We start from the raw sequence: 21447 nt of genomic DNA, 5'->3' as shown, positions 1-21447 counted from the left end.
TGCGGCTAGGGTCTGCGCGGGACCAGCCTACGGGCGGCCGGGGGAGTTCTATGCGTTTTCTGTTTCGCCTTGCCTTGGCGGTCGCTGTCTGCGTGCTGACGGCAGGTTGCATCGCCGACGATGTCGGACCGATCAACGTCCTGACATCCGAAGCAGGCCACCCTTCACCGACCTTCATCCCCGATCCGGGTGACGATGGTTCGACCGTGGTCGGCCTCGCCTTTTCCGGCGGGGGCACCAGGGCGGCTGCCTTCTCCTATGGCGTGCTGCAGGCCCTGGACGACATCGTCATCGACGAGCGGCCGTACCGCCGCACGCTGGTCGACGACATCAGGATGATTTCCGGAGCGTCCGGCGGCGCCATCGCGGCGGCTTATTTCGGCTACAAGGGCAAGGACGGCTACCAGGATTTTCGCCAGCGTTTCCTGATCCAGGACGCGGAAGCCGATCTCAGGACATCGGTGTCGCCGCTCAATCTCGTGCGCGCCTATTATGGCGGCGTCAATGACCGCAGCGGCTTCGCCAAATGGCTGAACGACCATCTTTTCGACGGCGCGACCTTCGAGGCGTTCCGCAAGCCGGACCGGCCGATCGTCTGGGTCAACGCGTCCGATATCTACAACCGCACGCCGTTCATGTTCACCTACGACACCTTCGCGGCTCTGTGCAGTGACCTCGACAAGGTGCGGCTGGCCGATGCGGTTGCCGCCTCCGCCGCCGTGCCCATCGTCTTCGCCCCGATCGTGGTCGCCGCCACCAAGCCGAATTGCGGTTACCGCAAGCCATTGTGGCTGAGCCGGGCGCTTGCCGACCGCAACGCCTCGCTCAGGCTGAAGGCCTACGCCAGCGCGCTCGATTCCTACCAGAACGCCGATCCGCTCGATTATGTGAAGCTGCTCGACGGCGGCTTGACCGACAATATCGGCGTCACCGGCTTTTCGCTCGAGCGCTCGGCCGCCGGCACGCCCTACGGGCCGCTGTCGCCTTCGGCGGCCGTTCGCCTGACGACGCTGATCTTCATCGTCGCCGATGCGGGCAGCAACAGGGATGTGAGTTGGGCGAAATCACTCCATGGGCCAAAGGCCTCGGAACTGCTCGACGCCGTGACCAGCACCACGCTTTCTTCCTCGGTGCGCGACGAATTCGATGCCCTGACCCTGGCCGTCTCGCAGTGGAAGGAGGAGTTGGTGCGCTACCGCTGCGCCTTGCCGACCCCGACGGTGGCCGCCTATCGAGGCTCGACGGGCGGCTGGAATTGCCGCGACGTCCGGCTCGTGGTGCAGCACCTGTCTTTCGCCGACCTCGATCCGGCGGTGCAAATCAGGCTCAACGCCATACCGACCCGGCTGAAGCTGCCGGTCGAAGAGGTCGACCTCACCATAGAAGCCGGACGCGAGGCGCTGCGCGTCAATGCCGATATTGCCAGCGCGGTCGCCGCGATCCGCGCCCGCGCCGGGGTTTCGCCTGGGGCGCAATTGGCTGCGCAGGCAAACTGAGTTCATCGCCGGGTGAAAGCTGCAAGGCGGCCGAAACGCTTTGCTGCCATTGCGTTGCGTGGCTGGAACAGTTCATCGTTTCACGGAAACACCGAACTGCCCTAACTCTTTGTTTGGACTCATTTCCCAAGGGAAAGCGCTACGCGCTTTTCCCGGCAAAACCGCTACACACTTTTCCTGGAATTGCTCTAGTGTGACGAAAATTTGGGGGAAATCGCCTTGGCTGAATTCACGCTCTACATCGGCAACAAATGTTTCTCCTCCTGGTCGCTCAGGCCATGGGTGGCGATGAAGCATCTGGAGATCCCGTTCGAGGAAAGCTTCGTGCGCCTGCGGACGCCCGAGACCTTTGCCAATCTTGCCAAGGTTTCGCCGACCGGACAGGTACCCGTCTTGGATCACAAGCCGTCGCAGGGCGGGGGCAGGATCGTCTGGGAAACCCTTGCCATTCTTGAATATCTTGCCGACCTGTTTCCGGACAGAGGGCTCTGGCCCGACGATATCGGCGCCCGGGCCTTGGCCCGCTCGGTGGCCACCGAAATGCATTCCGGCTTTCGCGAGGTCCGTTATGGCTGGCCGATGAATCTGCGCCGGCCCAAGGGCCACAAGCCGCTCGACGCCGAAGGCGAAGTGCAGCGCGCTCGCATCGAGGCCATCTGGCGCGCGTGTCGCGAAAAATACGGCAAGGGCGGCCCCTTCCTGTTTGGCCATTTCACCGCGGCCGATGCCATGTACGCGCCGGTCGTCACCCGCTTCGACACCTATGGCGGTGAACTCGCGCCCGACACCAGGGCCTATGTCGACGCCGTGCTGGCCACGCCGGCGATGCGGCACTGGTACGCGGAAGCGGCGAAGGAGCCCTGGCCGGAACCGGGACCGGACGAATAGGTCAATCGAGGCGGAATACCGATGGCCGATTGACGGGGTTTTGGAGAAGGGCCGATGGCCAGCAACGACGGACCGCCCACAGCGCCATTGATATTTCATTGCCGGCTGATCCCGCCTCGACCGGATTTCGCCTTCACAATGACCGAGGAAGAAAAGGAACTGATGGGGCGGCATGCCGACTACCTTCGCTGCAAGCTTCGCGAGGGTAGCATGATCGTGGCTGGCCCGGTTGCCGACCCGGCCGGCCCCTGGGGCCTATTGATCCTGCGTGTCGGGAGCGAAGCCGAGGCGAGGGCCGTGATCGATGGCGATCCAGTGTCGCGTTCCGGCCGCGGTTTCCACTACGAGATCCTGCCGCTGATCAGCGCCATTATATAGCCAGGCTCGCGGCCCGGCTTCGGCCTCCTGGCACATACAAGTTGGTTCCGGTTGTGGTGCGTTTTTGGACGTTGTCTTTCGGCCGCTTCGCCAGTTGAGGTCTTATGTCTGGGCAATCATAGGTTGAATTCAGGCCGATGGAAAACCACAAATTGACTCGGCGGCAAAAGAAGCCTACAAGAAATATGTCGATATTTGTTTGACTGACTTTTGTTATCCGCGCACGCTTGCGCGCCTTTGACGAACTTCCCCATCAAAAATCGAGACAAAAATCGTTGTGCATTCGCACCGCGATTAACGAATATTTGCCATGGAAAGGGTTCGTTTATGAGCACCGGCACAGTTAAATGGTTCAACGCCACCAAAGGTTTTGGTTTTATTCAGCCTGACGACGGCTCGGCCGACGTTTTCGTCCACATCTCGGCCGTAGAGCGCGCCGGCATGCGCGACATCGTCGAGGGCCAGAAGCTCGGCTACGAGATGGTCCGCGACAACAAGTCGGGCAAGATGTCCGCCGACCAGTTGAAGGCGGCCTGAAGAAAGAATTCAGCCCTCCCGGTGACCACGGATGTACTGGCACCGGTGATGGGCGAATTCGGGCGCATGGCCTCGGAAACCTGAGTTTCCAAGGCACATCATGAGCATGAACGGAGTGTTCCTATGCATCCATCTGGATGTGCGGTACTCCTACGGAGGTCAGGCGGTGCCTGGCCTTTTTCATTTTACGCTTGTTGCTGCCGAAAATGCGCTGCGCGTCGGGCTGAACGTGCTAAGGAACGCCTCAGCAATTTGAATCCGCTGCCCTATTGCCCCAATGCCGTGTTGCTTCGTGCGTGGTCCTGACCGAAGAGCCGGTCTCGTCCTATCGGCACCAGGCTCCTGACAGGAGAAAGATTTTGACCGCCCATTCGAAGACCGCCGATCCGGCGGCGTCGCTGTTCAGCAGGACGCAAACCCAGTCAATGTCGCTCAACCGCATTATATCCGAGCGCGATGCCGTAAGCGAGGCGCGGGAAGCCAAGACCGCCCGTTTGCGCGAACTGCGCCTGGAAAAGGAAGCCGACGAGATGGCGGCGGCGGCAGCACTTGCGGTGCAGCCGAAACGAGCCGGAAAACGCTGATGGCCACCAAGCGCGTACCACAGACGCCGATCGCGGCCGATGCGACCATTGCCGACATGGTCGAAACCCTGGACAAGCCGGTCGAATACGTCCGGCGCGTGCTGGAAAAACTCGAACGCTGTAAGCGCGCCCATGGCGATGCCCAGGTGCGCGTTGGCGTGCGTGGCCGTGCCGAAGCCCCGAACTACCTGATCGAATATGTCCGCGAGGACAAAAAGACCCAGGAGCGGGTGACCTACCAGGATGCCGCCTATAGCGGCAGCACGCATCGTGAACTGGCGCCGCATCACATCGCGGAAGCCAGGAACTGGTCGCCCGAGGAAATGAACATCACGGCGGTTTCGGCGCTGATCGGCCGCTTGCGCAATCCGCGCGCACCATCATCGCGTTTCGCCGACGAGGACTGACATGGCCATTAAATTCTCCGCCAAGGACCAGCCGGCAACGCCGGCTCCCGCTGCAAAGCCGGCCAAGCCGGCTGCCGCACCGAAGGTCGCCGAGGCGGCGACCGATCTGTTCAAGTCGCCGGTGGACGCACCCAAGGGCAAGACAGGCAAGAAGAAGTAGCGCCTTGCCGCAGGACGCCGATCGCAACCTTGCCGTTCTTGCGCCGCGCGGCCTGTTGGCGCCCGCCTTCGACTGCCAGAGCTGCGGCGCGTGCTGTTCCTATTCGGCCGAATGGCCACGCTTCTCCACCGAGGACGATGCGCAGCTCGACCGCATCCCTGAAAAATATGTAGCGGCCGACCTGTCGGGCATGCGCTGTGAGGGCGTGCGCTGTTCGGCCTTGACAGGCGAAGTCGGCAAAGCGACCGCGTGCGGCGTATACGACGTCCGACCGGACGTATGCCGCGCCTGCATGCCTGGCGACGCAGAGTGCTTGATGGCACGCCGGGAGCACGGACTGCCGACGTCCTAGAATTGTGGGCGGCTTGACGAAGCCTCCTTGCTGGCTACGCTGCGTCAGGGCAGGGTGCCGGAGGAACCATCGTGAGCATCGAATTCCTGTTGACGTCGCTGATCGTCGTGGCTTCGCCCGGCACCGGCGTTCTGTACACGCTGAGCGCCGGACTTTCGCGCGGTGCGCGGGCCTCGATCATTGCGGCTTTCGGCTGCACGCTCGGCATCATCCCGCACATGGCGGCGGCCATCACCGGCCTTGCGGCACTGCTGCACACCAGCGCGGTTGCTTTCGAGACGCTGAAATATCTCGGCGTCGCCTATCTCCTCTACATGGCCTGGAACACGCTGAAGGAGAAGGGCGGCTTGAGCGTCGAGGACAATGTCGCGCCGCGCTCGGCCGGCAAGGTGATCGCCACCGGCATCCTCGTCAACGTGCTCAATCCGAAACTGTCGATCTTCTTCTTCGCCTTCCTGCCGCAATTCGTCAGCACCACCGAGCCAAACGCGCTGTCGAAGATGCTGGAACTCAGCTCCGTCTTCATGCTTTTGACCTTCGTCGTTTTCGTCGGCTACGGCATCTTCGCCGCCTCGATCCGCAGTCACGTCGTGTCGCGACCGATGGTGCTGACCTGGATGCGCAGGACGTTCGCGGGCGCCTTTGTCATGCTCGGCGCCAAGCTGGCACTTGCCGATCGGTAGCTCCACGCCCTTGTTTCGATGCGTGTCGCTCTCTCAAAACCGAGATCGCTTATGGGCGAACTGCATCAGGCACCCTGATTTGGGAAGCAAGCCTTGGCGCTGAGGTTGGGGCCATTCGCCAGCGAGGTCAGGAAGGCCGGCAGCACGGTCGCGAACGTGTAGGAGACCTGGACGCTCGAAAAGCCGGACAGGCCCGAGCAGGTGGTGTTGTTGCTGACGGTGATGTTGGTCGTGCTCAGGACAATGCCGTCGGTTGCCGCCCTGTTGCTGATATAGCTGATGGCGCTGGCGGCGTTGTAGGCGCCGTTCTGCGTGCATCCGCTCTGCAGCACGCCGACGCAACGAGCCCCCGCGGCGGCGATTTCATTCAGCACGTGCTGCGCCCAGTACATGCGACCGAACTCGAACGTGCCCATCAACACCATCAGCAACGGCACCGACAGCAGCGCGAACTCGACGGCGTTGGCGCCGGATCTGTCGCGCAGGAACGACCGGCAACGGCTCATTGCGGCTGCACCACCGAGTTGACGGTGATATTGCCGTTGGTGACGATGCCGAAGCCGCCGAAAAGCGGCGTGTAGGGCTTGCTGGCCGCGATCGTCACGAATTTTCCGGCGATCCCGCCGGCACTGCAGATGCTGGCGCATGCGACCGGGGTGCTCCAGGCGACGGTCCCGGAATTGCCCGGGCAGTAGCAGAGGTCCGCATTCGCGGCCGTGCCGCTCTGGGTCGCCTTGGATGTGCTGGCGTCATACGCAATCGTCGGGCCGTTGTTGACGACGACCTGAATGTTGCCGGCATTGCCGCTCAGGCCGCTCGTCACCACCGTGGCGATGTTGCCGGCCAATGCGCTGCCGCCGGAGGAGTTGACCTTGTCGCCATTGAGCAGCGCATAGTTCGAACCGGCCGAGACCGCCGAGCTCAGTTCGAACTTGGCCTTCAGCGAGCCGCCTATGTCGACGGTTCCGGCAAGGATGACGAGCAGCACCGGAGTGACGAGCGCGAACTCGACCGCCGATACGCCTGCTTTCTGACGCCGAAGGAAGTCCGTGAATGAACGAGCCCCGCCGGCGAGCAGGCTGAGGCAGAGGCGTGACGGATTTCTCATTCCACGAGGCTCACCTTGCTGCTGGCGCCGGTGCTGGGCGCGGCGATGCATTCCGAAGCTGCCGCGGTGCCGCCCGATAGCGTGATGCGCGAGCCGATCATCTGCAGGCACTTGGTCGAGTCGGTTTTCGATCCCAGCACGCTCGAGCCGCCATTCATCACGATCGGGCCATAGGGAAAGTAGAATGCACCTGATATCTGGGCGTTGGAGCCGCCTTCGGCGAATGTCGCGCCGCCGGTGTTTGTGGTCGCCGTCGGACCGATAACCGCCAGCTTTGCCGTTGCTCCCGACTGCGGTGCTGTGAGCACGATGTTGCTGTAGCCGGCGGCGACGCAGAAGACATAGCCGTTGCAACTTCCCGAACTGGACTTGGCCTTGCCTGACAGCACAAGCGTCACATTGGCGCCGCTGACGCTGATCGTGCTGCCGTTGCAGTTGGCGCTGCCGCCGCCATTGCCGCCAAGCGCGAAATAGCCGTCCACTGTATAGACGCCGGCGCCGAGCAGGATGGCGCCCGAGCCGATGAAGTTGCCGGAGATGTCGTGCTGTGCCGCGGCGCTGACGACAAAGCAGCTGCCGCCGCCGCCGCCATTCACATTGCCGACGACCTGGAAGACGCTGCTCGCGCCGGTCGCATCGGCCATGATGGTCGTGGACCCGCCGCCGATCGTGATGGCATCGCCGTTGCTGCCGGGGCCGATCTTGTAGGAATTGGTCGTGCCCGAGCCGAAGGTGAGTGTCGAACCGCCGGTGTTGGTATAGCCGCCGGGCAGCTCGAAAACGCTGGGTCCGCCAAAGGTCAAGGTGGAGGTATTGCAGATGCTGACCTGCCCCGAGCCGCTGCAGGCGGTGTCGCTGCGACCAATCTTGAAGGTGCCGGCTCCAAAGGTTGTGGTGGCACCGCCGCCGGTGGTCAAACCCTTGGTGAAGTTGAAAGTGCCGGCGCCAAAGGTGGTGGTCCCGGCGGTGGTCACCTGCTTGCCGAAATTATAGGTACCGGCCTTGAAAGTGGTCGTTCCCGCCGTCGTCAGGGTCTTGGCGAAATTATAGATTCCGGGACCGAAACTCGTCGTGGCGCTGGTGGTGAAATCGCCGGCGAAATTGTAGGTGGTCGTTGCCGCACCGTTCAGGGCGAAATTCAGGTTGATGCCGCCGCCGATAGTGACGGTCCCCAGATTGACGGTCGTCTTGCTGCCACAGCTGAACGTCCAGGTCGGCTGCGACCAGGACGCTGTACAGCCAGCGGCCGCAGCTGCGTTCATTGTCGCGGTCTGGTCCCACGCGAAGTCGATGTTGGTGCCGGTCGTATTGGTCGGAGCAGAAGGGGCGGTCGTCGCCGACAGGGCGGCCACGGTTGAAAAGCGGGCCACGGCGGCCGTGACCGCGGCATTGCCGGCCAGCGGGTCAGGGGTCGATTTCTTGGTGATCACCGCAGCCGCCCCGCCTGGGCCGGTGATGCCATTGCAGGGCTGGCTTGGAGCCGCGGCGGAATTATAGTTGACGCCGATCGCCGAAATGCTGGTGCCGCAAGGTACGGTCACCGTGTTGTTGGAAGAGACGGTGCATTTCGGCGCCGAGATCGAGGTGCCGCCGCTCAGCGTCACGCCGGTCTGCGTGCCGTCGAGCGCGAGCATGCATCCGGGCGTCTGTGGTTGCGCGCCGACCTCGGCCACCGAATTGGCGTAGATCTGCAGCTGCTGGCGATCGTTCAGGATGCGGGCCAGGAACAAGGTCCTGTAGGTGTTGACCGACACCGAAACGGCGTTGACGCCGGCTGTCCTGGGGGAGGCAACCAGGCTGACCTGGACATTGGCGGCGGCGACGCCGTTGAGCACCGCGACGCCGACAGCTGTGGCAGTCATCTGGTCGGTGGACTTGTTGGCATTGTAGGCGAGCGCGCCTGCATAGGCCGACAGGTCGGCAACGCGCTGATTGTCGGCCTGCTGGACCAGCGCGGCGCCATATTCGGTCACCAGGGCGGCCATGCCGATCAGGACCGGCATTACCAGTGCCGAGATGATCAGGATGTTGCCGTCGCGGTTCCGCAAAAATCGCCGGAAAAATTGCATCGCTGGTTACCCGACACCACACGCTCGAGCAGCTTCGCCTTGCTCTCACCCTTTAGTAATGGCGAATGTGTTAAGAAATATTGTCCGGCAGTCTTTACAGGATCACGGAGAATTGATGGAAGTATCTGATTTTATTGACGAAACAGACCGAGGAATAGTCGGCCGTTATCCTTGATGGCAGGGAGGCGCGCAAGGCGGCGCATCTTCGCCATCGCGCCGTGCCACGAATTGTCGTGTCGCACGCCTGGTGCGGGGAGCAGCGCGGTTTAGCAGATCCGCTCTCCTGTATTTGTCGTCATCCGGTTCCTGATGCAAGGCCGGCAGGAAATCTTCTGTGGGGTGGCCCGACGCTCTACCCCTTCACATAGCCCATCGCCTCGACGATCCGTCCGTGCGCGACGCGCATCAGGTTGACGCCGCGCAGTGAGTTGCCGTCGGCCATCCAGTAGCACCAGCGGATGGTCGCGCGGTCGCCGGCGACGAAAGTCTCTTCGATGTCGAAGCGCGTGCCCGGCCCGGTGGCGATCGCCGACCACAGTTCGACGCAGGCGGCCTTGCCGGCGCGACGGGCACCGTCCGGCGCCGGCGTGGTGTTCTCGATCACGCAGTCCTCCGCCACCAGTTCGTGGAGCGCGGACGGATCGTGGCGCTGGAACACGTCGTTGTAGCGCTGCATGATTTCGGCCGTTTCGCTGGAGCGCTTTGCGGTGGCGATGTCGATGATGACTTCCCTGGTCATTGGATGGGTTCCTTCCTTTCGTGGTCAATGGCGGCGTCGACGAGGTCGGCCTTCAGCGAGATCGTGGCGACGCCGGCCAACGCCCGTGAGACGAGGCAGCCCGCCTTGGCCGATTGCGCCAGCCGCTCGAAGTCCTCAGCCGCCAGGCCGGCGACGCTTGCCTGCGTCTTCAGTTCGATACGGGTGATGGTCGGGCCGGCTGTCGTGGCGCGGAGATGCACCTGTGCGATCGTATGGATGCTGCCGGGCGTGCGGCCTTCGCTGTCGAGGACGGCGGCAAGCGCCATCGAGAAGCAGCCGGCGTGCGCGGCCGCGATCAGTTCCTCCGGATTGGTGCCCGGACCATTGTCGAAACGCGAGGGGAAGGAATAGGCGCCCTCGAACACGCCGCTGCCCAGCCGCAGCCGGCCGGCTCCTTCCTTTAGCGTGCCCTGCCATTGGGCTGATGCTTCGCGGATTGTCATGGCTGATACTCCTCTCTGGTTTGGGGAATGCTGCTATCACGCGCCGTCGATGACGACCTTGCCGAAGACGTCGCCCTGCCGGAAATGGCGGTAGGCCTCGCGCGCATCGGTGAACGGGAAGATCCTGTCGATGATCGGCTTCAGCCGATGCGCGGCGACGGCGGCGAGCATCGTTTCCAGCCCGTTGCGGCTGCCCACGAACACGCGGCCGATGGTGGCAAGGCTGCGTTGGTAGACGGCGGCTGGAATCTCCACCGATCTGCCCTTCTGGTCCTGCACGGTGAGCAGCACGATACGCCCGTAGAGAGCGCTGGCGATCAGCGATTGACCAAAGGTCGCCGGGCCGCCGGTCTCGACGACCAGATCGATTCCGCCGGTCTGCTCGCGCAGTTTCATGCCCCATTGCGGCGCGTTGGCGGTGGCGATGACGAGATCGGCGCCGAGCGCGCGGAGCCTGTCGGCCTTCTCGGTGCGCGAGGTGATGGCGGCGACACGGCAGCCCATGAGTTTGGCGAACTGCAAGGCAAACAACGCGACACCGCCCGAGCCGATGGTCAGAACCCATTGTCCGGGCCTTGGAGCGTCCGCGCCCGTTAACGCGCTCCAGGCCGTCAGCCCGGCGCAGGTGAGTGTCGCAGCCTCATGCCAGGAGAGATGCTCCGGCAAGCGGACCGCCCATTGCTCGTCGAGCAGGGCGAATTCGCTTAGCATGCCGTCCAGCGTGCAGCCGAGCTGGTCGACCACGCCCGGATGCATGCGGCCGTCGATCCAGCGCGCGAAATAGCTGCCGGTCACGCGATCGCCGACGGCAAAGCGGGTGACGGCATCGCCGATGGCGACAACTTCACCGGCCCCGTCGCTCAGCGGAACGACGCCCTGGCGCGGCGTCAGCGGATAGGTGCCGTTGAGGATCATCGTGTCGCGCCGGTTGAGCGAGGTGGCGTGAACGCGCACCACGATCTCATGCGAGTTCGGCCGCGGCTGCGCCCCGTCGCGCATCACCAGGCATTCGGTGCCACCGGACCCTTCAAGACGATAAGTTCGCATGTCGGCTTCCTCTAATATATAGACTGATCTACATATTATGTAGACCGATTGTCATATTAGGTGCAAGGCCTATAATGACCGCTGCTGACAGAGGTTGACATGGCGAACGACACCCGCACCCGCATACTCGAGACGACGGCGCTGCTGCTCCGGAAGCGCGGCTATCACGGCACCTCGCTCAACGACATATTGAGCGCCAGCGGCGCGCCGCGCGGCTCGCTCTATTTCCATTTTCCCGGCGGCAAGGATCAGCTGGTCATCGAAGTGACGCGTGACAGTGTCGCCAAGGTGACGGAGAGGCTGGGCGAGGCGCTGGCCGCTGAAAGGGATCCGGCGGTGGCCGTCCATCATATCTACCAGTCGGTGGCGCGCATGCTGGAGGACAACCAGTTTTCGCTTGGCTGTCCGATCGCACCGGTGGTGCTGGACTCGCCGACCGACGTGCCTGAGCTGGCGGATTTGTGCCGCTCGGCCTTCGAGCAGTGGATAGGCCTTCTGCGGGAGGCCTTCGTCAGGGCAGGGGTGCCCGAGCGCCGCGCCCACGCTTTGGCATTGCTGGTCGAATCGTCGCTGGAAGGGCTTATGGTGATCGCCCGTGCCACGCGCGACCGCGCCCCGTTACACGCGGTCGCTGATGAGGTGGCGGCGCTGATTGAAGGCGCGGTGCTGGCTGGAGAGGTGGCGCAGCAAGCAGAGACCGCCGCATAAGAGAGCTATTACCGGCCGGGCCAACCGCACAACAAAAAGGGCGGCATCGCTGCCGCCCTTCCGTATGCATAAGCCAGGTGGCTCATGGGCGTGCTTATGGACTTCTTAGAAGTCCATGCCGCCCATGCCGCCCATGCCGCCGCCGCCCATGCCGCCAGGCATGCCGCCGCCAGCCGACTCCTTCTTCGGAGCCTCCGCGATCATGGCTTCGGTGGTGACGAGCAGGCCGGCGACCGAGGCCGCGTCCTGGAGAGCGGTGCGCACGACCTTGACCGGGTCGACGATGCCCATCGCGATCATGTCGCCATACTCGCCCGACTGGGCGTTGTAGCCGAAGGTCGCGCCCTTGTTCTCAAGGATCTTGCCGGCAACGATCGAAGCTTCCGCACCGGCGTTCGACGCGATCTGGCGGGCCGGAGCCTGCAGTGCGCGACGCACGATGTTGATGCCAGCAGCCTGGTCGGCATTGGCGCCGGCAGCCTTGATGTTGGCCGAAGCGCGCAGCAGGGCCACGCCACCGCCGGCGACGATGCCTTCTTCCACGGCCGCGCGGGTCGCGTTCAGGGCGTCATCAACGCGGTCCTTCTTTTCCTTGACTTCGACTTCCGTCGCGCCGCCGACGCGGATCACCGCAACGCCGCCCGCCAGCTTGGCGAGACGTTCCTGCAGCTTTTCCTTGTCGTAGTCCGAGGTGGTCTCTTCGATCTGCTGCTTGATCTGGGCAACGCGGCCCTGGATCTCGGCCTTCTTGCCGGCGCCGTCGACGATGGTGGTGTTCTCCTTGGAGATCGACACCTTCTTGGCGCGGCCGAGCATGTTGAGGCCAACATTCTCGAGCTTGATGCCGAGGTCTTCCGAAATGACCTGGCCACCGGTGAGGATGGCGATGTCTTCCAGCATGGCCTTGCGGCGATCGCCGAAGCCCGGTGCCTTGACGGCGGCGATCTTCAGGCCGCCACGCAGCTTGTTGACGACGAGCGTGGCCAGAGCCTCGCCTTCGACGTCTTCCGAGATGATGAGCAGCGGCTTCGAGGTCTGCACGACGGCTTCGAGAACCGGCAGCATGGCCTGCAGGTTGGAGAGCTTCTTCTCGTGGAGCAGGATGTAGGCGTCCTCGAGATCGGCAACCATCTTGTCGGCGTTGGTGACGAAGTAGGGCGAGAGATAGCCGCGGTCGAACTGCATGCCTTCGACGACTTCGAGTTCGGTCTCGGCGGTCTTGGCTTCCTCGACGGTGATGACGCCTTCGTTGCCGACCTTCTGCATCGCTTCCGCGATCATCTTGCCGACCGACTCGTCGCCATTGGCCGAGATCGTGCCGACCTGGGCAACTTCCTCGGAGGTCTTGATCTTCTTGGCAGCCTTGCCGAGAGCCGCGACGACTTCGGTGACGGCCAGATCGATACCGCGCTTCAGGTCCATCGGGTTCATGCCGGCGGCAACCGCCTTGTGGCCTTCCTGGACGATCGACTGCGCCAGAACGGTCGCGGTCGTGGTGCCGTCGCCGGCGATATCATTGGTCTTCGAAGCGACTTCGCGGACCATCTGCGCGCCCATGTTCTCGAACTTGTCCTCAAGCTCGATTTCCTTGGCGACGGTGACGCCGTCCTTGGTAATGCGCGGGGCGCCGAACGACTTGTCGATGACGACGTTGCGGCCCTTGGGGCCGAGGGTCACCTTCACCGCGTCGGCGAGGATGTTGACGCCGCGCAGCATGCGCTCGCGGGCATCACGGGAGAATTTTACGTCTTTGGCAGCCATTTTTAAGCTCCTGGCAGGGGCTTGGGGTAAGCCCGGAATTCAGTTGACGGTGAGGCCGATAATCAGCCGATGATGCCCATGATGTCGGATTCCTTCATGATCAGAAGGTCTTCGCCATTGAGCTTGACTTCGGTGCCCGACCACTTGCCGAACAGGATGCGGTCGCCAGCCTTGACGTCCAGGGGCACGAGCTTGCCGCTTTCGTCGCGGGCGCCGGAGCCGACGGCGATGATCTCGCCTTCCTGCGGCTTTTCCTTCGCCGTATCCGGGATGATGATCCCGCCGGCGGTCTTGGATTCGGATTCGACCCGGCGAACGACCACGCGGTCATGAAGCGGGCGGAACTTCGACTTTGCCATTTTTTCTTCCTCGAATGAGAACGGTGAGAAACAGTTCCTCCGTCCGGCGAAGCCGGACATATGGTTAGCACTCACCAAGGGCGAGTGCTAACGTGGCGCTGAAATAGGCCGCCGACCTGCGAGAGTCAAGGCGCACGGGAAGGGGCAGTCATGGGAAATTTTTCTCGCGCTGACCGGCGGTGCCGAAAAATCCCGGTTGCCGCGCGAACTCCCGTTCGAATGCAGTCCTGTCAAGCGGAACCCGGTATCCGAGGCACAAGCCATTTTCCGGAGTGTCAAGATCGAACCACGGGTTGTTCTTCCTGCCGGCGCCTCGGCGATTCAAGCACCAGAAGCGGGCAGCGTTCGGCCAGCGGGTAAGAGCCGCTCGGCACGACGCGCACCTGGTCGAACCAGGCGCTTGCCTCATCCAACAGCGTGGAAAGCGTCGCAAAACTGTACCTGGTTTCGGAACCTGCATAGACGTCGATCGTGTTGATGGACACCATGCTCCATCCCGTCCGTGCGGCAAGGGCTTCGCGATCCGGAAACAGCCTGTCGAATGTTGCACGGATTGCCTGTACTTTGACGGTATTGTCGCCGTCGTCCGTCGTGCATGCCATCGCGATGCGCCATTTGAGCGCGTGAAAATTCTCGACCCCGCCAGCCAGCACCGAAGCTTCGATGTCGAGCAGATCGTCCGCCGCTTCCGGCCGGGCGAAAACCCGGATCGCCGCGCGCTTGCCGGGCTTCAGCACTCTTGCGATTTCGCCCAGCAGCGCATGGCGGGCGGCTTTGGAATCGACTGCCGACAGGCAGCCGTCGCCGATGACGGCGTCGAAACTGGCTTGTTCCAGGGGGAGGCTTAGCCAATTGCCGGCCATCGCCCTTCGCGAGGCGTTGTCGCCCGCCCACACGCCGGAAATCATGGTTGCCGATTGATCGATCGCCAGCATCGACCTGCCCAGGATTGCCAGTTCGGGTGTCACGCCGAGCAGAAGGACATCGGCATTCCCGAGACCAAGTTCGCGATCGAATATGTCGACGGTTTCCGCGGTCGGCCGGAGCGGGGCGTCCAGGAGCTTCCAGTGCCGATGATAATTATCCCAATGATTTGGCATTCAAACCCGTTGGAGCCCAGGAAGGTCTGGCATCGAGCGATGAGAGCCGCTTAATGGAAGCGGGCATGGAAGCCAAGGGGAATTGCTGTGTCGCATATCGTCGTCATAACGCATGAGCATGACCGGTTCCTGGGCAAGCGCAATCTTATGTTGCGGAGGGGCAGCCCCTATCTGCTTTTCGATGTTCTGGAACAACTGAAGCGGCGCGGCCATTCGGTCCGGATCCAGCAAGGCCCATCGAAGATATACAATGCCGATATCGCGGTTCTGCACGTCGATGCGACAGTAACGCCCGCGGACCATGTCGACTATGCCAAGGGCTTTGCGTTCTGCCTCAATGTCGGGGCGTCCGATATCTCGAAACGGCGGATCAGCGGGGCTCTGATATCGGAAGGCGACGCCTGGCAGGGCCCGGTCATCGTCAAGAGTGACCTCAACAATCGGGGTATTCCGGAGACACTCCTCAACCGGCGATCGAGGCGCGCCGGGAAGCCGCCGCCTTTTCCGCATCTGCCAACCTTGCAACCCTATGAGGTCTATGGATCTCTCGGTGAGGTTCCGGACGGCATCTTCGGAAACGACGATCTGGTCGTGGAAAAGTTCATCCCGGAAAGAGAACCCGACGGTTTTGCGGCGCGTTTCTGGGTGTTTTGCGGAGAGCGCGAGCGCTGTACCCGCTACGTCTCGCCAAACAGCCTGGTCAAGGCATCCGAAACGATCCGGCGTGAGCCCGTCCCGGTTCCCGACGAAATGCGTGAGCGGCGGCGCGAACTCGGCTTCGACTACGGAAAGTTCGATTTCGTCCTGCATGAGGGCAGGGCCATTCTGCTTGATGCCAACAAGACTCCCGGCCGTCCCCAGAGTCTCGCGAAGATGTTCGCGGCCGGCGCCGCCGATCTGGCCGACGGCTTCGAAGGCTTCATCCGTCAGGCAAGATAGGCTAACAAGCGGCTGAGGCCGACGCTCCGTCTAAAGAAACAGCCGCAACTGGGTGTGAATGATCGACCGGTAATCCTCGATGGTGCGGCGGCTTTCCGCTTCGCCCTCCGCAAGTGCCAGGCGCACCACGCCGCCGGCGAGCTGGAAGATCAGCAGAACGATGCGTTCGAACTGCTCGTGCTTCCGCGGCTCGATCAGGCCGATGACGTGGTCGCAGAACATCCTGGCCTGGTGCCGCGTTTCGGCGATGTCGAGATTCTTGAGCGCCTTGTCGGCCTGGATGGCGTTCTGCAGATCCTGGATGGCCGGATCGCCGGCGACGCGGCTGAGGTAATCGTCAAGCAGCCGGTCGGCCGCGACGATGACGTCCTTGGCTTCGCGGACATCGGCGATGATATCAGTCAGTCGCGCGCGGCTGACCTCCGAAAACCGCTCATAGAGCATCGCCAGGATCGCCGACTTGTTGGGGAAGTAGTGATAGACTGTGGCGATCGGCCCGCCCGCCAGCATGCCGACCTCCTTCATGGTGACGGCGTCGATGCCCTTCTCGCCGATCAGCTTCATGGTCGTCGACAGGATGGCGTCGATGCGCTCGCGGCTGCGCTCCTGCTTCGGCATGCGCCTCGGTTCGGTCGCTGTTCGCCTTGCTTGTGTCATGCACCGGTCTTTCGCTCGAACTGCCAAATTCTGGTTGACAAGAAATATGATCAAGTATCAGGTCCTGAAAATGCTGACAGATTGTCAGCTTTTCTGCCGTGCGGCAAGGATGTTGGGAGGCGCCTTTGACATCTGGTGACTCGCATACCGGAAGCGGCGACTGGCTGGTCGGCAACCCGACCGGCGGCCAGCTTGCCTCCGCCCTGTGGATCGGATCGGTCGGTCTGCTCATTCTCGGTATGCAGCCGGTTTTGCTCGGCGCCCTTTATACAGAGGGCCATGTCAGCGGCGATGAATTGGCACTGGTCGCCACCGCCGAACTGATCGCCATCGCCATCGGTTCGGCGATCGTTGCAACGCTGCTCTCGGCCCGCAACATGCGCTGGAAAAGTGCGGCCCTCCTGCTCCTGCTGGCACTGGCGAATGTCTGGACCGCCTATGCCGCCGGCGCCAACATGTTGATGGCGGCCCGCGCCGTGGCCGGCCTTGCCGAAGGCGGCCTTGTCGCGGTCGCCACCGAACTGATCGCCCGCTCGCGCCGGGCCGAGCGCATCGGCGGCTATTTCGTCACCATGCAGACGCTGGCGCAGTGCCCTCTGGCCCTGCTACTGGCGCTCTATGTCATTCCAGCGGCCGGGTCGGCCGGCGGCTTCCTCGTTCTGGCGGTCGTCTGCGTCCTGTCGCTGGGGGTCGCCTTCACGGTCCCCGCCGACTATGCCGATCTGCCCAAGGACGAGGATCTGGCCAATGTGCTGACGGTTCCTTCGATCACGGCGTTGTTGTGCATCTTCTGCTACTTCATGTTCTTTGGCTCGATCTGGGCCTTTCTGGAGCCGCTTGGCGCCCAATTCGGCATCGACGGCCGCACCGTTGGCCTGATCGTATCGGCCAGCCTCGCGATGCAGGTTCTGGGCGCGATGACCGCGACCGTGTTCGAGGCCCGCATCGACTATCGCCTTGCCATAGCGGCAATTGGCACCGTCGCACTTGTCGCCTCGCTCATCCTCGCCAGCGGACCCGGCCTCACCACGTTCTGGGTCGCCGCCCTGGTCATGGGTTTTATTCTCCTGTTCATCGTGCCCTATCAGATCCGGCTGACGATCACGGCGGACGAGACCCGCACGGCCGTGCTCTTGGTGCCTGCCGCGCAGCTCCTTGGCCTGGCGGCCGGGCCCGTCGCGGCGTCGCTGCTCATTGACGGCAAGGATTTTCGCCCGGTTCCGGAATTCGCTGTCGGCAGTGCCTTGGCCAGCGTGCTGCTGCTCGGCCTGTTCGTCCTCGTCTCGCGGCACCGCCGCGCCGTTGCCTGACCGGGGGTAATATGTCCAGCTGGAGCAACTGGTCGGGCTATGTCACGGCCGAGCCGCGGCTGATCGCCAGCCCCGCCGATGCCGGTGAAGTAGGTGATCTCATTCGCACCGCACCCGGCCCGATCCGTGTCGTCGGTGCCGGTCACTCCTTCACGCCGCTGGTGAAATCGCAAGGCACCATCCTGTCCCTGGAGAAACTGGAGGGGCTGGTCTCGCATGACGCTGAAAAGCATCAGGCGCGCGTGCGGGCGGGCACGCGGCTTGGTTCGCTCATGCACATCCTGCAGGATATCGGCCAGGGCCTGCCCAATATGGGCGACATCGACCGCCAGGCGATCGGCGGGGCGCTGGGAACCGCGACCCATGGTTCGGGACCGACGCTCGGCGCCTATCACACGCAATTGGAGACGGTGCAGATCGTCGACGGGTTTGGCAAGGTTCGCGACTTCACCAGGGCAGGGGATCAGGACACGATCCACGCCATAGGCGTCGCGCTCGGTGCCTTCGGCGTCATGAGCGAAGTGACGTTGAACAACATTGCGACCTACAGGCTGCGCCGCCGCAAATGGGTGCTGCCGATCGCCGACATGCTGCGCGATTTCGAAACGATGATGAGCACGCACCGGTCGGCCGAATTTTACTACATCCCGTTCTCCGGCCATGCGCAGTTCATCGCCAGCGACTTGAGCGACGCGGCGACCACCGCGCGTCCTACCGAGAATGACGAGGCCGGACTGCGGACACTGCGCCGGCTGCGCACCGGGCTAGCCTGGCTGCCGTCACTGCGCCGCCGGCTGATCCAGGGCGCCGTCGCCAAGGTGCCGGCCGAGGACTATGTGCAGGACTGGCTCAATGTCTATGCCAGCGACCGACAGACCAGATTCAACGAGATGGAATATCACCTTCCGTTCGAGGAAGGACCGAAGGCGCTGGCCGAAATCATCGAGCTGACCGAAAAGCGCTTTCCCGAAGTCTATTTCCCAATGGAGGTGCGCAGCGTCGCGGCCGATCAGTTCTGGCTCTCGCCCTTCTACAACAGGCCGACCTGTTCGATCGCCATCCACCACGACGCGGCGAACGATCCGTTGCCGTTCATGCAGGCGGCAGAGCCGGTCTTTCGCAGATATGGCGGCAGGCCGCATTGGGGCAAGATGCACAGCCTGAAGGCGGCGGACTTCAAGAAGCTCTATCCGCGCTGGGACGATGCCATGGCGGTGCGCCGCGACATCGATCCGCGAAACCGTTTCGTCTCGCCCTACATGGCTGGCTTGTTCGGCATCGAACCATGAGCGCCTATTTCGCCACTCTATCGCAGGCGCTGAAGCAGGCCGGTATCTTCCAGCCCTGTCTGGTGCTGGACCGCGACCGGCTGGACAGCAACATCGCCCTGGTGAAGGACAGGCTTGACCCCAGCCTTGCCGTGCGGCTGGTCGACAAGTCGCTCGCTTGCCTGCCGCTGCTTTCGCATATCGGCAAGACGCTTGGAAGCGATCGCTTCATGACTTTCCATCCGCCGATCAGCGCGGCGGTGCTGAAGGCGTTCCCGCATGCGGATCTGCTGTACGGCAAACCAATGCCGGTCAGCGCGGCAAGAGCGGTGCTGGTGAAGGGCGACGCCGACTGGTCGCGTGTCTGCTGGCTGGTCGACAGCGACGAAAGACTGGCGGAATATGGCGCTCTGGCCGCCGATCTCGCTATCGAGCTGCGTATCGCCTTCGAGGTCGATGTCGGCCTCCATCGCGGCGGGTTTGCCCGCCCGGCCGAGATCAAGGCGCTGACGGTGCCGAAGGGCCTGTGTTGCGAAGGCATCATGGCCTATGAGGCGCATGCGCCGGAAATCCCCGGGCTGTTTGGCGGTGCTGCCAAGGCGTTGATGAAAGCCTCGGCGCTGGCGGCAGATTTCGTCGTGGCACTCGAACCGGATCAGCGCCGCATCCTCAACATCGGCGGCTCGAAGACGGCGCTGCTGCATGGCGCGGGCGTTGCCAACGAAGTCTCGATCGGCTCGGCTTTCGTCCTGCCCAGCGATTTCGACAAGCCGGGGCTCAACGGATTCCAGCCGGCCGCCTTCATCGCCACCCCGATCCTCAAGGCGGCCGATGCGGCGCTGCCAGGCCCGGTCTGGTTCTCGAAGGCCTTGCAGGCGCTCGGCCTCTTCCCGCGCAAAGGCTGCTATCTCTATGGCGGCAAGTGGATGGCCGAAGCGGTGTTCCCGGAAGGAATGAAACCAAACGGTCTGATGGGGTTTTCCTCCAACCAGCAATTCATGAGCTTGCCGGCAACAGCGCAGGTGAAGCCGGGGGATTATGCCTTTCTGAGGCCGACGCAGAGCGAGGCTGTGCTGCAGCAATTCGGGCCGATCGCGGTATTTTCTGGCGGCAAGATCGTTGATCGCTGGCCGGTGTTGCCGATGGGTTGAGGGGCGCCACTGCGGTCGTGATTGGCGCACCGACCCCGCGATGTCGTCATTCTAGGGCGGAGCGACGCGAAGCGGAGCGCAGACCCTAGAATCCATGCCCCCTTCCGCTATGCAACGAAATGGATTCTTGGCGCCTAATGCAGACACATGAAGCCCGTTCTGCGGCGTGGCGCGCTTCGGCCACCGTCACGGAATGGATTCCAGGGTCTGCGCGCGTCGCTTCGCTCCTTGCTCCGCCCTAGAATGATGAAGTTGTGAGGTGCGTTGGGTCAACCATTTTATTGACTCAGTCAACCAAATGATCAATCCTGTGCGGACAGGAGATGCCCATGACGATTCACCATCAGCCCGGTAACGAAGCGCCCAACAAAGACCTGATCGACGCGGTGCGGGCTTTCAACCGCTTCTACACCCGCCAGATCGGGCTGCTCGACGAAGGGCTGCTGAAAAGCGCCTTCTCGCTGACCGAGGCGCGCGTGCTCTACGAACTGGCGCACCGCGACGGTCTGACCGCGACCGACCTCGGGCGCGACCTCGGTCTCGACGCCGGCTATGTCAGCCGTCTGCTGAAGAAGTTCGAGCGCCTTCACCTCATCTCCAGGTCGACGATGGTTTCGGACGCCAGGCAATCGTCGATTGCGCTGACGCTGGCGGGCAGGAATGCCTTCGCGCCGCTGAACAAGGATTCGCACGACCAGGTCGCGGCGCTCCTCGATCGGCTGCCTGCGTCGGAGCAGGACCGGCTGGTGAAATCCATGCGGACGGTCCAGGCTCTGCTGGGTGAAAGCGCCGAGCCAAGGATCCCTTATCTGTTGCGGCCGCTGCAGGTCGGCGACATTGGCTGGATCATCCGCCGGCAAGGCATGCTCTACGCGCAGGACTATGGCTGGGACGAAACCTATGAGGCGCTGGTTGCCGAAATCCTCGCGGCATTCGTCAAATCCTTCGATCCGAAATGGGAACGAAGCTGGATCGCCGAGCGCGATGGCGAGGTCGTCGGCTCGGTCTTCGTCGTGCGCAAATCGCCCAAGGTGGCGAAGCTGCGCCTGCTCTATGTCGAACCTTCGGTGCGTGGCCTCGGCATCGGCAGGCGGCTGGTCGAGGAATGCATCGGCTTTGCCCGTGCGAAGGGCTACAAGACGCTGACCTTGTGGACCAACGATATCCTGATAGCCGCCCGGCACATCTACCAGGCGGTCGGCTTCAGACTGACCGAGGAAGAACCTCACCACTCCTTCGGCAAGGATCTGGTTGGCCAGACCTGGGACTTGGAATTGTAGTG

At 63.0% G+C, this 21447-nt stretch carries 25 protein-coding genes; 15 read left to right on the top strand and 10 right to left on the bottom strand.

Annotation, left to right across the window (positions count from 1 at the left end; genetic code table 11):
* Positions 1–50 precede the first annotated feature (50 nt).
* The 9 genes from FJ977_RS02410 (at position 51) to FJ977_RS02370 (ending at position 5485) form a co-directional block, all read left to right on the top strand.
* A complete protein-coding gene (locus tag FJ977_RS02410; RefSeq protein WP_140768219.1) occupies positions 51–1496 on the top strand; it encodes a patatin-like phospholipase family protein in 1446 nt (481 codons plus the stop codon).
* A gap of 219 nt (positions 1497–1715) precedes the next feature.
* The gene (locus tag FJ977_RS02405) at positions 1716–2384 is read left to right on the top strand and encodes a glutathione S-transferase family protein (RefSeq protein WP_140768217.1); all 669 of its coding nucleotides are present in this window, start codon (positions 1716–1718) and stop codon (positions 2382–2384) included.
* Positions 2385–2438: 54 nt separating this feature from the next.
* Positions 2439–2762, top strand: coding sequence for a YciI family protein (locus FJ977_RS02400; protein WP_140768215.1), 324 nt, complete (start codon positions 2439–2441; stop codon positions 2760–2762).
* Positions 2763–3089: 327 nt separating this feature from the next.
* Positions 3090–3299: a cold-shock protein gene (locus FJ977_RS02395; protein WP_010915421.1), complete on the top strand. Its 210-nt coding sequence runs from the start codon at positions 3090–3092 to the stop codon at positions 3297–3299.
* Between the two features lie 359 nt (positions 3300–3658).
* The gene (locus FJ977_RS02390) at positions 3659–3883 is read left to right on the top strand and encodes a hypothetical protein (RefSeq protein WP_140768213.1); all 225 of its coding nucleotides are present in this window, start codon (positions 3659–3661) and stop codon (positions 3881–3883) included.
* Entirely contained in the window at positions 3883–4290 is a 408-nt protein-coding gene (locus FJ977_RS02385; RefSeq protein WP_140768211.1) for a hypothetical protein, read from the top strand. Before FJ977_RS02390 ends, FJ977_RS02385 begins: the two co-directional genes overlap by 1 nt.
* 1 nt (position 4291) lies before the next feature.
* Positions 4292–4450, top strand: coding sequence for a hypothetical protein (locus FJ977_RS02380; protein ID WP_140768209.1), 159 nt, complete (start codon positions 4292–4294; stop codon positions 4448–4450).
* A gap of 52 nt (positions 4451–4502) precedes the next feature.
* Complete coding sequence (locus tag FJ977_RS02375) at positions 4503–4802, top strand: YkgJ family cysteine cluster protein (protein WP_140769681.1); 300 nt, start codon at positions 4503–4505, stop codon at positions 4800–4802.
* Positions 4803–4873: 71 nt separating this feature from the next.
* Entirely contained in the window at positions 4874–5485 is a 612-nt protein-coding gene (locus FJ977_RS02370) for a LysE family translocator (RefSeq protein WP_023766446.1), read from the top strand.
* 65 nt (positions 5486–5550) lie between these two features.
* Here the strand turns inward: FJ977_RS02370 and FJ977_RS02365 are convergent, their stop codons facing one another.
* From FJ977_RS02365 to FJ977_RS02340, 6 genes are all read right to left on the bottom strand, one after another.
* A complete protein-coding gene (locus tag FJ977_RS02365) occupies positions 5551–5991 on the bottom strand; it encodes a TadE/TadG family type IV pilus assembly protein (protein WP_140768207.1) in 441 nt (146 codons plus the stop codon).
* Entirely contained in the window at positions 5988–6593 is a 606-nt protein-coding gene (locus tag FJ977_RS02360; protein WP_140768205.1) for a TadE/TadG family type IV pilus assembly protein, read from the bottom strand. Before FJ977_RS02360 ends, FJ977_RS02365 begins: the two co-directional genes overlap by 4 nt.
* Positions 6590–8641 (bottom strand): pilus assembly protein TadG-related protein, encoded by a 2052-nt coding sequence (locus FJ977_RS02355; RefSeq protein ID WP_140769679.1) that lies wholly within the window; start codon positions 8639–8641, stop codon positions 6590–6592. The genes FJ977_RS02360 and FJ977_RS02355 overlap by 4 nt, the downstream gene beginning before the upstream one ends.
* A gap of 373 nt (positions 8642–9014) precedes the next feature.
* Entirely contained in the window at positions 9015–9401 is a 387-nt protein-coding gene (locus tag FJ977_RS02350; protein ID WP_140768203.1) for a nuclear transport factor 2 family protein, read from the bottom strand.
* Positions 9398–9865 (bottom strand): OsmC family protein, encoded by a 468-nt coding sequence (locus tag FJ977_RS02345; protein ID WP_140768200.1) that lies wholly within the window; start codon positions 9863–9865, stop codon positions 9398–9400. The genes FJ977_RS02350 and FJ977_RS02345 overlap by 4 nt, the downstream gene beginning before the upstream one ends.
* Positions 9866–9901: 36 nt before the next feature.
* Positions 9902–10912, bottom strand: coding sequence for an NAD(P)-dependent alcohol dehydrogenase (locus tag FJ977_RS02340; RefSeq protein ID WP_140768198.1), 1011 nt, complete (start codon positions 10910–10912; stop codon positions 9902–9904).
* Between the two features lie 99 nt (positions 10913–11011).
* Between FJ977_RS02340 and FJ977_RS02335 the strand changes: the two genes are divergently transcribed.
* On the top strand, positions 11012–11620 hold the full coding sequence (locus FJ977_RS02335) for a TetR/AcrR family transcriptional regulator (protein ID WP_140768196.1): 609 nt from the start codon (positions 11012–11014) through the stop codon (positions 11618–11620).
* 105 nt (positions 11621–11725) lie between these two features.
* Here the strand turns inward: FJ977_RS02335 and groL are convergent, their stop codons facing one another.
* The 3 genes from groL to FJ977_RS02320 form a co-directional block, all read right to left on the bottom strand.
* Positions 11726–13381, bottom strand: a complete 1656-nt coding sequence (gene groL, locus FJ977_RS02330; protein WP_140768194.1) for a chaperonin GroEL — start codon at positions 13379–13381, stop codon at positions 11726–11728.
* Between the two features lie 62 nt (positions 13382–13443).
* A complete protein-coding gene (groES, locus tag FJ977_RS02325; protein ID WP_010915433.1) occupies positions 13444–13740 on the bottom strand; it encodes a co-chaperone GroES in 297 nt (98 codons plus the stop codon).
* A gap of 275 nt (positions 13741–14015) precedes the next feature.
* Complete coding sequence (locus FJ977_RS02320; RefSeq protein ID WP_140768192.1) at positions 14016–14840, bottom strand: class I SAM-dependent methyltransferase; 825 nt, start codon at positions 14838–14840, stop codon at positions 14016–14018.
* 87 nt (positions 14841–14927) lie between these two features.
* On the opposite strand from FJ977_RS02320, the gene FJ977_RS02315 reads away from it, so the two are divergent.
* On the top strand, positions 14928–15779 hold the full coding sequence (locus FJ977_RS02315) for a hypothetical protein (RefSeq protein ID WP_140768190.1): 852 nt from the start codon (positions 14928–14930) through the stop codon (positions 15777–15779).
* 30 nt (positions 15780–15809) lie between these two features.
* Here the strand turns inward: FJ977_RS02315 and FJ977_RS02310 are convergent, their stop codons facing one another.
* Positions 15810–16436, bottom strand: a complete 627-nt coding sequence (locus FJ977_RS02310) for a TetR/AcrR family transcriptional regulator (RefSeq protein ID WP_140768188.1) — start codon at positions 16434–16436, stop codon at positions 15810–15812.
* Positions 16437–16561: 125 nt separating this feature from the next.
* Between FJ977_RS02310 and FJ977_RS02305 the strand changes: the two genes are divergently transcribed.
* From FJ977_RS02305 to FJ977_RS02290, 4 genes are all read left to right on the top strand, one after another.
* On the top strand, positions 16562–17746 hold the full coding sequence (locus FJ977_RS02305) for an MFS transporter (protein WP_140768186.1): 1185 nt from the start codon (positions 16562–16564) through the stop codon (positions 17744–17746).
* Between the two features lie 11 nt (positions 17747–17757).
* On the top strand, positions 17758–19035 hold the full coding sequence (locus FJ977_RS02300) for a D-arabinono-1,4-lactone oxidase (RefSeq protein WP_140768184.1): 1278 nt from the start codon (positions 17758–17760) through the stop codon (positions 19033–19035).
* Entirely contained in the window at positions 19032–20165 is a 1134-nt protein-coding gene (locus FJ977_RS02295) for an alanine racemase (RefSeq protein WP_140768182.1), read from the top strand. Before FJ977_RS02300 ends, FJ977_RS02295 begins: the two co-directional genes overlap by 4 nt.
* 329 nt (positions 20166–20494) lie before the next feature.
* Positions 20495–21445, top strand: coding sequence for a helix-turn-helix domain-containing GNAT family N-acetyltransferase (locus tag FJ977_RS02290; protein ID WP_140768180.1), 951 nt, complete (start codon positions 20495–20497; stop codon positions 21443–21445).
* The last annotated feature ends 2 nt before the right edge of the window (positions 21446–21447 follow it).

The organism is Mesorhizobium sp. B2-1-3A, from assembly GCF_006442655.1.
Classification (GTDB): domain Bacteria; phylum Pseudomonadota; class Alphaproteobacteria; order Rhizobiales; family Rhizobiaceae; genus Mesorhizobium.
This window is presented reverse-complemented; position numbering and strand designations above follow the sequence as displayed.

Bases quoted from the DNA above. Each gene is read 5' to 3' on its own strand.
- FJ977_RS02410 (WP_140768219.1), top strand. From the start codon at position 51: ATGCGTTTTCTGTTTCGCCTTGCCTTGGCGGTCGCTGTCTGCGTGCTG.
- FJ977_RS02400 (WP_140768215.1), top strand. From the start codon at position 2,439: ATGGCCAGCAACGACGGACCGCCCACAGCGCCATTGATATTTCATTGC.
- FJ977_RS02395 (WP_010915421.1), top strand. From the start codon at position 3,090: ATGAGCACCGGCACAGTTAAATGGTTCAACGCCACCAAAGGTTTTGGT.
- FJ977_RS02385 (WP_140768211.1), top strand. From the start codon at position 3,883: ATGGCCACCAAGCGCGTACCACAGACGCCGATCGCGGCCGATGCGACC.
- FJ977_RS02380 (WP_140768209.1), top strand. From the start codon at position 4,292: ATGGCCATTAAATTCTCCGCCAAGGACCAGCCGGCAACGCCGGCTCCC.
- FJ977_RS02365 (WP_140768207.1), bottom strand. From the start codon at position 5,991: ATGAGCCGTTGCCGGTCGTTCCTGCGCGACAGATCCGGCGCCAACGCC.
- FJ977_RS02360 (WP_140768205.1), bottom strand. From the start codon at position 6,593: ATGAGAAATCCGTCACGCCTCTGCCTCAGCCTGCTCGCCGGCGGGGCT.
- FJ977_RS02350 (WP_140768203.1), bottom strand. From the start codon at position 9,401: ATGACCAGGGAAGTCATCATCGACATCGCCACCGCAAAGCGCTCCAGC.
- FJ977_RS02345 (WP_140768200.1), bottom strand. From the start codon at position 9,865: ATGACAATCCGCGAAGCATCAGCCCAATGGCAGGGCACGCTAAAGGAA.
- FJ977_RS02340 (WP_140768198.1), bottom strand. From the start codon at position 10,912: ATGCGAACTTATCGTCTTGAAGGGTCCGGTGGCACCGAATGCCTGGTG.
- FJ977_RS02335 (WP_140768196.1), top strand. From the start codon at position 11,012: ATGGCGAACGACACCCGCACCCGCATACTCGAGACGACGGCGCTGCTG.
- groL (WP_140768194.1), bottom strand. From the start codon at position 13,381: ATGGCTGCCAAAGACGTAAAATTCTCCCGTGATGCCCGCGAGCGCATG.
- groES (WP_010915433.1), bottom strand. From the start codon at position 13,740: ATGGCAAAGTCGAAGTTCCGCCCGCTTCATGACCGCGTGGTCGTTCGC.
- FJ977_RS02320 (WP_140768192.1), bottom strand. From the start codon at position 14,840: ATGCCAAATCATTGGGATAATTATCATCGGCACTGGAAGCTCCTGGAC.
- FJ977_RS02310 (WP_140768188.1), bottom strand. From the start codon at position 16,436: ATGACACAAGCAAGGCGAACAGCGACCGAACCGAGGCGCATGCCGAAG.
- FJ977_RS02300 (WP_140768184.1), top strand. From the start codon at position 17,758: ATGTCCAGCTGGAGCAACTGGTCGGGCTATGTCACGGCCGAGCCGCGG.
- FJ977_RS02295 (WP_140768182.1), top strand. From the start codon at position 19,032: ATGAGCGCCTATTTCGCCACTCTATCGCAGGCGCTGAAGCAGGCCGGT.
- FJ977_RS02290 (WP_140768180.1), top strand. From the start codon at position 20,495: ATGACGATTCACCATCAGCCCGGTAACGAAGCGCCCAACAAAGACCTG.